This is a genomic window from Flagellimonas hymeniacidonis, assembly GCF_008040165.1.
GTDB lineage: Bacteria > Bacteroidota > Bacteroidia > Flavobacteriales > Flavobacteriaceae > Flagellimonas > Flagellimonas hymeniacidonis.
Genome location: NZ_VRUR01000001.1, coordinates 331,113 through 342,986, shown reverse-complemented (window position 1 = coordinate 342,986; position 11,874 = coordinate 331,113). Strand labels below are relative to the sequence as shown.

Annotated in this window: 13 protein-coding genes; 9 read left to right on the top strand and 4 right to left on the bottom strand. The window is 37.6% G+C overall.

Translation table 11 applies throughout. The annotated features are described in order from the left end of the window. Positions 1-121: 121 nt before the first annotated feature. Together FVB32_RS01595 and FVB32_RS01590 are read right to left on the bottom strand one after the other, a co-directional pair. Positions 122-892: an alpha/beta fold hydrolase gene (locus FVB32_RS01595; RefSeq protein WP_147740841.1), complete on the bottom strand. Its 771-nt coding sequence runs from the start codon at positions 890-892 to the stop codon at positions 122-124. Further along, on the bottom strand, positions 893-1,609 hold the full coding sequence (locus FVB32_RS01590) for a pyridoxine 5'-phosphate synthase (RefSeq protein WP_147740840.1): 717 nt from the start codon (positions 1,607-1,609) through the stop codon (positions 893-895). 88 nt (positions 1,610-1,697) lie between these two features. Here FVB32_RS01590 and FVB32_RS01585 point away from each other — a divergent pair, with 88 nt between their 5' ends. From FVB32_RS01585 to murI, 8 genes are all read left to right on the top strand, one after another. Continuing rightward, positions 1,698-2,354: a CBS domain-containing protein gene (locus FVB32_RS01585; protein ID WP_147740839.1), complete on the top strand. Its 657-nt coding sequence runs from the start codon at positions 1,698-1,700 to the stop codon at positions 2,352-2,354. 1 nt (position 2,355) lies between these two features. Beyond that, positions 2,356-3,237, top strand: a complete 882-nt coding sequence (locus tag FVB32_RS01580) for an NAD kinase (RefSeq protein WP_147740838.1) — start codon at positions 2,356-2,358, stop codon at positions 3,235-3,237. Positions 3,238-3,346: 109 nt separating this feature from the next. After that, complete coding sequence (gene porG, locus FVB32_RS01575) at positions 3,347-4,030, top strand: type IX secretion system protein PorG (RefSeq protein ID WP_147740837.1); 684 nt, start codon at positions 3,347-3,349, stop codon at positions 4,028-4,030. 2 nt (positions 4,031-4,032) lie between these two features. Further along, complete coding sequence (locus FVB32_RS01570; RefSeq protein ID WP_147740836.1) at positions 4,033-4,773, top strand: isoprenyl transferase; 741 nt, start codon at positions 4,033-4,035, stop codon at positions 4,771-4,773. Next, positions 4,745-7,414: a BamA/OMP85 family outer membrane protein gene (locus FVB32_RS01565; RefSeq protein ID WP_147740835.1), complete on the top strand. Its 2,670-nt coding sequence runs from the start codon at positions 4,745-4,747 to the stop codon at positions 7,412-7,414. Before FVB32_RS01570 ends, FVB32_RS01565 begins: the two co-directional genes overlap by 29 nt. 98 nt (positions 7,415-7,512) lie before the next feature. Next, positions 7,513-8,349 (top strand): OmpH family outer membrane protein, encoded by an 837-nt coding sequence (locus FVB32_RS01560; RefSeq protein WP_147740834.1) that lies wholly within the window; start codon positions 7,513-7,515, stop codon positions 8,347-8,349. A 44-nt stretch (positions 8,350-8,393) separates the two neighbouring features. Continuing rightward, positions 8,394-8,903 (top strand): OmpH family outer membrane protein, encoded by a 510-nt coding sequence (locus FVB32_RS01555; protein WP_147740833.1) that lies wholly within the window; start codon positions 8,394-8,396, stop codon positions 8,901-8,903. 86 nt (positions 8,904-8,989) lie between these two features. Beyond that, the gene (murI, locus tag FVB32_RS01550; protein ID WP_147740832.1) at positions 8,990-9,769 is read left to right on the top strand and encodes a glutamate racemase; all 780 of its coding nucleotides are present in this window, start codon (positions 8,990-8,992) and stop codon (positions 9,767-9,769) included. Positions 9,770-9,772: 3 nt separating this feature from the next. Here murI and FVB32_RS01545 read toward each other — a convergent pair whose 3' ends face one another. Both FVB32_RS01545 and FVB32_RS01540 read right to left on the bottom strand, forming a co-directional pair. Further along, positions 9,773-10,264 (bottom strand): dihydrofolate reductase, encoded by a 492-nt coding sequence (locus FVB32_RS01545; RefSeq protein ID WP_147740831.1) that lies wholly within the window; start codon positions 10,262-10,264, stop codon positions 9,773-9,775. Beyond that, positions 10,264-10,650: a 2TM domain-containing protein gene (locus FVB32_RS01540; protein ID WP_147740830.1), complete on the bottom strand. Its 387-nt coding sequence runs from the start codon at positions 10,648-10,650 to the stop codon at positions 10,264-10,266. The genes FVB32_RS01545 and FVB32_RS01540 overlap by 1 nt, the downstream gene beginning before the upstream one ends. 54 nt (positions 10,651-10,704) lie before the next feature. On the opposite strand from FVB32_RS01540, the gene FVB32_RS01535 reads away from it, so the two are divergent. Further along, positions 10,705-11,784, top strand: a complete 1,080-nt coding sequence (locus FVB32_RS01535) for an aminotransferase class V-fold PLP-dependent enzyme (protein WP_147740829.1) — start codon at positions 10,705-10,707, stop codon at positions 11,782-11,784. Positions 11,785-11,874 lie beyond the last annotated feature (90 nt).

Below are 11,874 nucleotides of genomic sequence, written 5' to 3'. Positions count from 1 at the left end.
TTAGAGTTAGTTTAAGTTAAATTTCGGTTAAATCAGCATTAACCAAAACTATGTCAAATTTGTTATACAGGCAATAAAATGGACAAAAAAATTATGCATGCATAATAAAAAGGGTGAAATTTTATGAATTTAGGAAGTGAAGTGACTTTTCAAAAAACTGTTTTGGGTTTTCGGCATGTAACCAATGTCCAGCTTTGTCTATCGTTTCTATGGCTGCTCCTGGGAAGTGTTTTTTTATTTCTGGAAAGTCGTTCGGCATAATGTATTCTGATCTTTCGCCCCTTAAAAATAGGGTAGGGCCTTCATAGGTTGCTGTAGCATTTATATTTTCGCCAATTTCATCCATTTTGTTTTGAAGGACATCAAAATTGAAGCGCAGTCCAAGTTTTCCAGATTCCACCCAATACAGATTTTTAAGCAGGAACTGTCGTATCCCAACTTCTGACAGATGATTGGAAAGTACTTCGTCCGCTTGTTTTCTACTGGTAATTTCATTAAAATCCAAATGACCCAAGGCATCTATTATGGGCTGATGGTGCGGAGGGTAATATTTTGGAGAAATATCGGCAACAATCAGTTTTGAAACTTTCTCAGGATGTACGGTAGCCAATTGCATCGCTGTTTTCCCTCCCATGGAATGGCCTATTAAAGTTGTATTGCCAATTTGAAAGTGATCGATATACTGTATGATGTCATCACTCATAACATCATAGTCAAAATCTGGGGAGTGAAAGCTTTTTCCGTGATTTCGCTGATCTACCAAGTGGACTTGGTAACCGTTTTGGGCAAATTGGGTTCCCAATGTTTTCCAATTGTCCGACATGCCTAAAAAGCCATGTAGAATTAATAGTGGTGTTCCTTCTCCTATAATTTTTGAATGTAAAAGCTCCATTTATTTTAATCGATGTAAATACATGTTTACTACATTTTCCAGTCCCAAATAAAGCGATTCACAAATGAGGGCATGTCCAATAGATACTTCTAATAGGTTGGGAATATGATCTTTAAAGTATTTAACATTATCAAGATTTAAATCGTGGCCTGCATTAATGCCCAACCCAAGTTCATTGGCCATGTTGGCAGCTTCGACAAAGGGTTGAATGCTCTCTGCCTTTTTTCCTTTGGCAAATTCTTCAGCAAAACTTTCGGTATATAACTCAATTCTATCTGTTCCTGTTTCCGCTGCTCCTTTAACCATTTCCACATTGGGATCTACAAAAATGGAAGTACGAATGCCGTTGTTTTTGAATGTTTGAATAACATCAACCAAAAATGCTTTGTTTTTTATAGTGTCCCACCCCGCATTGGAGGTTATGGCATCTTCGGCATCTGGCACCAACGTAACCTGAGTAGGTTTAACATCTAGAACCAAATCTATAAATTTTGTGATGGGATTTCCCTCAATATTATATTCCGTAGTTACGACATCCTTTAACTCATGTGCATCACTATACCGAATATGTCTCTCATCAGGTCTTGGATGAATGGTGATTCCCTGCGCTCCAAAAGACTCAATATCCCTCGCGGATTTTATCAAATTCGGCATATTGCCACCTCTAGAATTTCTAAGGGTTGCCAGTTTATTGATGTTGACACTCAATTTTGTCATAGACTTCTAACTTTTTGAATGCCAAAAATAAGAATTAGGCACGCCTTTTGCGATTTAAAATTAGTATTTTGCGCCTAATTAAATTGTAATGCAAATCCAGAATCAAATAATAACAACAGTACCTATTTTTGAGGTGTCAGAGACCTTGGAAGAGGTTATCCGGTTTTTTGAGGAAACCACATTTTCACATGCTGGTGTTACTGAGAATGGAATTTATATTGGTCTATTATCCGAAAATGATCTGGCCTGTTTTGAACCCAAGAAAAAGATTGAAGATTTCAGGTTTCAGTTAGAGACGTTTTCCGTAAGCAAGGATACGGCATGGCTCGATGTTCTTGAAATGTTTTCTAGAAACGAAGCCAATGTACTTCCAGTATTGGATGAGAATCAGATAATCGTTGGGTATTATGATTTGGAAGACGTAGTTTCCGTTTTTATAGACACTCCGTTTTTTAGGGAACCAGGAGGGATTCTCGTTGTTGCAACTGGCATTAAAGACTACTCTTTTAGTGAGATTGCACAAATTGTAGAGGGCAACAATGCTCGCCTATTAGGTGCCTTTATTACGGACTCCCAAAATGATGTTGTACAGATTACCCTTAAAGTGGGGACATTAAACTTAAATGAGGTCGCTCAAACTTTTAGAAGATACAACTACACTATAGTGTATGGCAATAGCGATGATCAATTCCTAGAGGATTTGAAACAACGATCCGACTATTTAGAGAAATACCTTAACGTTTAACATGAAAGTTGCAATCTACGGTCAAGCTTTTCATGAGCTGAACAGAACCTGTGTTATGGAGCTTTTAGACGAGCTTAAGAAGGTAAAAGCTGCTGTTTTTTTTGAAGAAGAATTTAGTCAGCTCGTTTCCGAATCCAATCTTGGGTTGGATTATGGTACTTTTTCACAAACTTCTGGATTGGACAGTTCTTTTGATATGTTTGTGAGCATTGGCGGTGATGGTACTATGCTGAGGGCGGTGACCTATGTAAAGGATTTAGGAATTCCAATTGTAGGTGTCAATACGGGGAGATTAGGGTTTTTATCCACTTTTAAGAAAGAAGATGTTCGTAAAGTGGTGACAGAATTTGCAGCAGGTCATTATAAAATAGAAGAACGCAGTTTGGTAGAAGTTGCGCTTAACTCTGACCTGGATGAGTTTGGAAGTCTGAATTTTGCACTAAATGAAATTACGGTCAGTCGTAAGGATACCACTTCCATGATTACTGTGGAAACCTATTTAAATGATGAATTTTTAGCTTCATATTGGGCAGATGGATTGATTGTTTCAACCCCTACGGGTTCCACAGGATATTCGTTGAGCTGCGGTGGTCCAGTGATTGAGCCAACAGCAAAATCCTTGGTTTTAACACCTATAGCCCCTCATAATCTTAATGCACGTCCTTTGGTCATTTCAGATGATACGGCTATACGTTTAAAGGTGTCTGGACGGGAGGATAATCACTTGGTGTCCTTGGATTCTAGACTTGCCAGCATTCCCAATGGGAAGGAAATAAGAATAAAAAAATCAGATTTTACCATCAAAATGATACAATACAAATCGGAAAGCTTTTTAAAAACACTTCGGAACAAATTGTTGTGGGGCCAAGATAAACGTAATTGAACCTATTAAAAACAATAAAAGAAGCTAAAATCTGTTTAACAAGGAGAACATTGATAATAGTATACCTATAGACCTTCCTTTACCCTAAAATGTATAACTTTTGAATAGAATGCGAATAGTTTTGGCTATTTTTTTGTGCTGTATGCTCAAAGTCAATTCCCAGACGTATGAGATTGGTGTATTTGCTGGTGGTGCCAATACCATTGGTGATGTAGGAAGGACTAATTTTATATTGCCCTCGGGTCCTGCTTTTGGCGGGATATTTAAATGGAATAAGAGCAAGCGCTATGCATGGAGAGCAAGTGTGCTCTATGGGAGTTTTACTGCAGATGACTCAAAATCCAGCAAATCTTCACGTGTACAACGCGGATATGTGGTTGATAATTCCGTTTTAGAAGCCTCTGTAGGTTTGGAATTTAACTACGTTGAATACAATCTTCATAAGCTGGGACCGGCCTTTACTCCCTATCTTTATACAGGTCTTACTTACTTCAGGTACGATTTTAATTATTTTGATGCCCTTCAAGTGCAGGATATTAACCAAAAAGAAGGTAGTTTTGCAATTCCAATGACGGTGGGGGCAAAGTATCGGTTAAATCAATTCCTGATTCTTGGTGCAGAGATTGGAGCCAGGTATACGTTTACGGACAATTTGGACGCAAGCAATCCTGAAGGTTCTAATTTTGAGCAGTTTAGATTTGGAAATATTTTAAGCGATGACTGGTACGTCTTTTCAGGTATTACATTAACGTATACCTTTGGACGTAAGCCTTGCCAGGATTGTTTTGAATAGAAATGTACACTTTAGAGGACCTAGACAAAAATAAACTTCCAAAACATGTTGCTGTTATCATGGATGGTAATGGCAGGTGGGCCAAGCAACGGGGTAAACTTAGGGTTTTTGGCCACGAAAATGGAGTAGAGGCGGTTAGAAAGACCGTTGAAAACTGCGCAAAGCTTCAAATTCAGTTTCTTACCCTTTATGCATTTTCTACGGAGAATTGGAATCGCCCTAAAATAGAAGTGGATACCTTAATGAAACTGTTGGTGGCTTCCCTTAGAAAAGAATTGAAAACACTTAACAAAAACAACATTAAGTTAAATGCCATAGGTAAAATAGATACCCTTCCTTCCAAGGCCCAAAAAGAATTGGCCGAGGTTATTTTAAAAACATCTAAAAATACAGGCACTACACTGACTCTTGCACTAAGTTATGGCTCAAGGGAGGAAATAAAAACTGCCGTTAAGGAGATTAGTCTCAAAGTTAAAAATAATATAATTTCACCTGAAAATATTGACGAAGCCGTTATAAATACTCATCTTTACACGCATTTTTTGCCAGACGTGGACTTGCTTATCCGTACCAGTGGGGAACATAGGATAAGCAATTTTTTACTTTGGCAGATTGCATACGCTGAATTATATTTTATTAATGTATTTTGGCCCGATTTTAGTGAGCATCATTTGGTAGAGGCAATATTAAGTTACCAAAATAGAGAACGACGATTTGGAAAAACTAGCGAACAACTCAATTAAAGACATAAAAACTTCCATACAACCATACCTAAAACTACTCCTTCTACTTCTTTTCGTAAACCAAGGCTTCGCTCAGGAAACTTCCTTTGAGGATGGAAAGACGTATATTTTAGGAGGTTTGTCGGTAACTGGTCTTCAAAGTTACAATGAACAAACGGTAAAAACCTATACTGGACTGCGAGTAGGACAACCCATAACCGTTCCCGGGGATGAACTTAGTGGAGTTATAAAAAAATTATGGAGCCTGGAACTGTTCAGTAATGTGGAGTTCTACTACACTAAAATTGAAGGCGATAATATATTTTTAGAACTGAGCGTTTTAGAACGCCCAACACTTTCCAATGTTACGGTTTATGGGGTTAAAAAGCGTAAAGTTGAAGACATTCTTAATGATACAGACCTTAAAAAGGGCAAAAAAATTACGGAAAGCTTAATTGCCAACACCAAAAATTACCTTCAAAATAAATATAAAAAACAGGGTTTTTTAAATGCCAAAGTAAGCATCGCGACTGCAGCAGATACCTCGGGAACCAACTCCCAAAGCATGGTCATCAATGTAAAAAAGGGTGGTAAGGTAAAAATCAGAAAGATTGTTTTTGAAGGAAATGAGAAGCTTACGGACAAAAGATTGGCAAAATCATTAAAGAAAACAAAGAAGAAAAAGTTTTACCGCATTTGGAAGAAGTCCAAGTATATAGAGGATGATTATAAGGAGGACCTTTCCAGTTTGGTTGATGCCTATGCGGAAAGAGGTTATCGAGATGCCCGGGTTTTATCCGACACTTTTGTAAAAGTTGATGAAAACAATATTGACCTAAAAATAAGTGTTGAAGAAGGTGACAAATATTATTTTGGGGACATTAACTTTGTTGGTAACTCCGTGTATACTGACAGGCAACTAAGTCAAGTATTAGGAATTCGCAAGGGTGCTACCTACAATGGGGTATTGCTAAAAAAGCGAATTGCCGATGACTCCAAACCAGATGGTGAAGATTTAACCAATCTCTATCAAAACAACGGATACCTATTTTCAAGCATAAACCCAGTTGAGGTTTCTGCTATTAATGATACCATAAATTTTGAAATACGGATTATTGAAGGGAAAGAAACCTTTTTAGATCATGTAACCGTATCTGGTAACGATAAAACCAATGACCACGTAATTTTCAGGGAATTGCGCACAAGACCAGGTCAAAAGTACAGCAAGGATAATATTGTAAGGAGTATTCGTGAGTTGGGGCAGTTAGGATTTTTTGATGCAGAACAGATTGTTCCCGATATTCAGAATCCAGACCCCAATGCAGGTACTGTAGATATAAAATATAGTTTGGTGGAATCCGGTTCCAGTCAAATAGAACTCCAAGGTGGTTTTGGTGGAGGCGGTTTCATTGGAACGCTCGGATTGTCTTTTAGTAATTTTTCGTTAAGAAATATTTTTAAAGGAGAGGCATATAAACCCGTTCCTATGGGTGATGGGCAAACTTTTGCCCTCCGTTTACAAGCCAGTAGAACATTTCGAGTATATAGTTTAAATTTTGCTGAACCTTGGTTGGGTGGTAAAAAACCTGTTAGATTTAATCTTTCATTATCAAGAACCCAGCAGTTTGCTACCAATTTTAACAATCAGGGTAGGTTAGATGTGGATAAGGATAGGGGATTCTCCATCACCGGGATTTCGGCAGGTCTTGCAAAAAGAGTACAATGGCCAGATGATTTCTTCACCATTTCACATTCCTTGAGTTATCAGTTGTATGATTTTAACGATTTCAACAACGGACTTTTTAATTTTGGTAATGGTAGTTCCAATTCACTAAGCTATACCTTCGGAATATCAAGAAGTTCTCAGGGGCCAAGTAGAATTTTTCCTTTGACGGGATCTAATTTTGAACTAACCGCAAAGTTTACACCCCCATATTCCCTTTTTGGAAAGAAAGACTTCAAGGGGATAAGAACTAGAATAGATGAAACTACCGAAAGACTTTTTGAGATTGGTGCAACCCCAGCGAACATTGAAGAGCAATTGGAATTCGCAGAACTTAGCGACGAACTGGAAAGGTTGGAGGAAGAGCGCTTTAAGCTACTGGAATTCTACAAAATTAAATTTAAAGGAGATTGGTATACAAGATTGGTCGATAAACTGGTATTGCGTTCCAATGCGGAATTTGGCTTTTTAGGAAGCTATAACAATGATATAGGTAATGTACCTTTTGAACGTTTCTTTGTTGGTGGAGATGGACTGGGTAACTTTACTCTGGATGGAAGGGATGTAATCCAATTAAGAGGATATGAGAATAGTTCTTTGACTCCTTTTATTACAAATCCAATAACAAACAGACAGGAGCAAGATGGGGGAACTATTTACAATAAGTTCTCTTTGGAACTGCGTTACCCGCTTACCCTAAAACCATCAGCATCTATCTATGCACTTTCTTTTTTGGAAGCAGGAAACGCGTTTAACAATTTTAATGAGTATAATCCGTTTGAATTAAAAAGATCTGCCGGAGTGGGGCTACGTATTTTTATGCCGGCATTTGGTCTCTTGGGAATTGATTTCGGTTATGGATTTGACACAGATGCCAGACCAGGATCAATTGGGCCAAGCGGCTGGCAAACGCACTTCATCATCGGGCAACAATTTTAACTGGAGGAAAATACCACCATTAAAACATCTAAATAGCTCATTTTAAATTATTTAGTTATTTTGGCACGATATTTTCTTTGTAAAAAGCGGAATCAAAAATGAAGACCAAAGTTCTATTGTCATTAATTGTTTTGATGATGTCTTACAACGGTTTCTCTCAAAGAGGGGTTCGTATAGGATATGTAGACATGGAGTATATTCTTGAAAGTGTAGAAGAATATAGAGAAGCAACGGAGCAATTAAACACAAAAGCCCAAAAATGGAAACAAGAGATTGAGCTTAAACAAAGTGTTGTTGAGCAAATGAGGAAGGATTTAATGGCTGAGAAAGTGCTTTTAACAGATGAGTTAATTGCGGAACGTGAGGAGGAAATAGAAATTTTGGAAAAAGAAATGCTGGATTATCAACAGGACCGTTTTGGTCCTCAGGGAGATTTAGTATTACAAAAACAGCTTTTGATTCAGCCTATTCAAGACCAAGTGTTCAACGAAGTCCAAAAAATAGGTGGAAATAAAAGATACGATTTTATTTTTGATAAATCGGCAGATGTTGTAATGTTGTACTCCGAAAAAAGACACGATATCAGTGACTTGGTTTTAAGGGAGATAGCTCGGACAAGGAAGGTGAGCAAATCCAATAAAAAGGAGAAGCAAAAAAGCCGACTAGATAAGTTTCAAGAAGAGGAGGCAGGAACTGATAAGGAAATTAGTGAGGCGCTAAAAGAACGACAGGCTAAAGCCGAGGATGCAAAGAATGCCAAAGCTAAAAGTGCTGAAGACAGAAGAGCAGAACAGTTAAGATTGCGGGAAGAGCGAAAGAAGGCATATGAAGCAAGAAGACAAAAATTATTGGAAGAACGAGCTGCCAAACGAGACGCTAAATTAGAAGAACGTAAAAAAGCTCAAGAACAAGAAAAGGATTCAATACAACAATAAATATTGAAACACTAAAATTAACACTCAAATAGTAACTTAGAATCATGAAAAATGTAAAGAAGATTGCTGTGGCACTAATTTTGTTTGTTGCGGCTACAAGTTTTGTAAACGCACAAAGTAAGGTTGCACACATTAACGTACAGCAATTATTGTCTGAAATGCCGGAGATGAAAGCTGCCCAGGCCGAGCTTAAAAAATTGCAGGAAACGTATAGAGCGGACATAGAGAGTTCAATGACAGAACTTAAGAACAAATACACCCAATACTCCAATGAAGCTACTTCAAAATCTGAAGAAGAAAATCAGAAAAGAGCCGTAGAACTTCAAGGATTTGAAAAAAATATCCAGGAAGCTGAGCAAGCAGCCGTACAAGAGATGCAAAAGAAACAACAAGAATTGTATGCGCCAATCTCTGACAAGGCAAAAGCAGCCATAGAAAAAGTAGCTGCAGCGCAAGGCTTCGACTATGTTGTAGATGCAAGCCCAGGACTTAGCCTAATTGTTGCTAAGGGAAAAGACTTGCTACCATCTGTAAAACAAGAACTAGGATTCTAACACTTTTACACTAACAATATTATAACCGCTTTCTCTTTTGGAAAAAGCGGTTTTTTATTTTCTAGTATTAGTATCTATTTTTGAACATGCAACAACCCATTGGTATTTTTGATTCAGGTGTTGGCGGAACATCAATTTGGAGGGAAATACAGAACTTACTCCCCAACGAAAGCACAATTTATCTCGCAGATAGCAAGAATGCCCCGTATGGCGCAAAGTCCGAAGAAGAAATACTCCGGTTGAGCATAAAAAACACAGAACTTTTACTTCAAAAAGAATGCAAACTCATTGTAGTTGCTTGCAATACGGCAACAACGAATGCTATTGATCATCTTCGCGCACATTATAAAGTCCCCTTTATTGGTATTGAACCGGCTATAAAACCAGCTGCTCTACAGACAAAAACCAAAAATGTAGGCATTTTAGCGACCAAAGGAACACTTTCCAGTAGTTTGTTCAACAGTACCTCAAAAATGTTTGCAGAGGGTATTACGGTGCATGAACAGGAAGGTACGGGATTGGTAGAATTGATAGAAGCTGGAAAGCTAAATTCAAGCATCACAAAAGACTTACTAAAAAAGTATTTAGACCCAATGTTGGAACGGGATATTGATTGTCTTGTGTTGGGCTGTACACATTATCCATACTTAATTCCATTGTTACGTGAAATACTACCGACCCAAATTAATATTATTGACTCTGGAGCAGCCGTTGCAAGACAAACCAAAACAATTTTGGAGAGAAATCATATGGATGCCCAAACAAGTCCGACCAATTTTCATAAATTCTATTCCAACCTAAACCTAGATATCCTTTCTTCTATGGTAGAAGGGCCTGCTGTTCAAGTTGAATTTTTGGATTTCTAGTACTTACTTTCTTTTGTAAGAGCGGTAGGTAAAATCATGTTTGTGCCTTTCATCCTTTGAATGGTACTCTTCTTTCACCAATTCCCATTGGGTCTCATCAATTTCAGGAAAAAAAGTATCCGCCTCAAAAGAATCATGAATTCGAGTTAGCTCAATGTCCGTTGCAAATGCCATAGCTTGTTTGTAAATTTCGCCACCCCCAATAATATAGGCGGACGCACTAGGATTTACTAGCGCAATGGCATTTTCAATAGAATGAACCACAGTGCAAGGAAACTTTGGGGTGTAATTAGTATCCCGCGTAATTACAATATGCTCACGGTTGGGCAATGCCTTTGGAAAACTTTCTAAGGTTTTGCGGCCCATAATAATCTTATGGCCTGTGGTCAAGGCTTTAAACCGCTTAAAATCATCAGGAAGATGCCAGGGAAGGTCGTTGTTTATACCAAGCGCGTTGTTTTCTCCGGCTGCTGCAATAATAATTAATTGCCTCACTACTCTTTTTTTTTATTGATTTTGGAAAGTGGAAAATCCGTTTCTATTTCCTTTTGTATTTCAGAGATGCGCTGTTTTTGTTTACTCACCAGTTTTTCACGTTGTTGGCGTTCCCAAGCCTGACCCATAAAGCGTTGCGTAACGAAAACATTAAAGGCATGCATCAAGAACAAAAAGGCCCATAAAAGAATGGCCCAAATAAACCAGTCGTAAGCTTCGCCATACTTTAAAATCTTGTTGATTAGGACCAAAAAAACACTTCCAATCAGAAAAATAACAAAATGCGAAAACAACTTTTTTTTCTGCCGAATGCGCTTTTGGGCATTTTCTAAAAGTTCGTGCTGCTCTATAGCAACAGGAGGTTCTTGTTTCTTTTTGGATAACATTGAATGGCTATCTTTAACAACAAATATAATTCAATTAGACCCAATACATAAGTGATGCAAAACTTAAGAAATAAATTTCCTGTACTAAAGCAATGTATTTATGCAAATACAGCTGCCACAGGATTGCTATATGAAGATTTGATGGAATGGAGACAAGAGCATGATTTGGACTATTTGATCGGTGGTAGTGAAATGAAGGCGAAAAATTTTGAGGAAATGTTCACCATTAGAAAAGCGGTTGGAGATTTTTTTGATTGCAAATCAGATAATGTTGCCTTAGTGCCAAATTTTACCCTGGGGTTAAATATGCTGCTAGAGGGGTTGCCCAAAAACCAAAATATACTCTTACTAAACAATGATTACCCGTCTTTGAACTGGCCCTTTGAAACACGTAATTTTAATAGGGAGTATGTTGAAATTGATGAATATCTAGAGGATAAAATCTATGAAAAGGTAAAAAAGGGCAACATTGATGTTTTGGCTTTAAGCGTTGTGCAGTGGTTAAATGGAATAAAAATAGATTTGAACTTTTTAAGTTCTTTAAAAAAAGAATATCCAAACCTTTTGATTATTGTTGATGGCACCCAATTTTGCGGCACTCAGAGATTCAGTTTTCAAGATTCAGCAATTGATGTTCTTGGAGCGAGCGCATATAAGTGGCTTTTGTCGGGCTATGGCAATGGTTTTATGTTGGTGAAAGAAGAAGCAAAGAAGCGGTTTGACCTTAAATTTATTGGAAATGGCTCTGTGGATAGAGATATTACCAAAAGAGAAGAAATCCCTTTTTGCAAATACCTAGAACCAGGTCACTTGGATTCCTTGAACTTTGGAAGCCTAAAATTCTCCCTAAGTTTTTTAGAGAGTATAGGTCTAAATCATATTGAAAATCATTTAAACGAATTGTCCAATAAGGCCAAGTCCGCGTTTTCATCCTTGGGTTTATTAGAAAAAGAAGTAATCGAAAGAAAGGGGCATAGTACCATTTTCAATATTAAGGGGGATAAACAGGTGTACCACAAACTTATTCAAGAAAATGTGGTCTGTGTACAACGCGGAAGCGGAATTCGATTAAGTTTTCACTTCTATAACACCGAAAATGAGGTTGATGCCATTGTAGATATGCTTAATTCCTAGCCCTATAATATCGTTTTTTTGAAAAAAACAAACCATTATTTTATAAAAGTAACCCTATTGTTAGGTGCATTTTATCAATTTGATAAATCG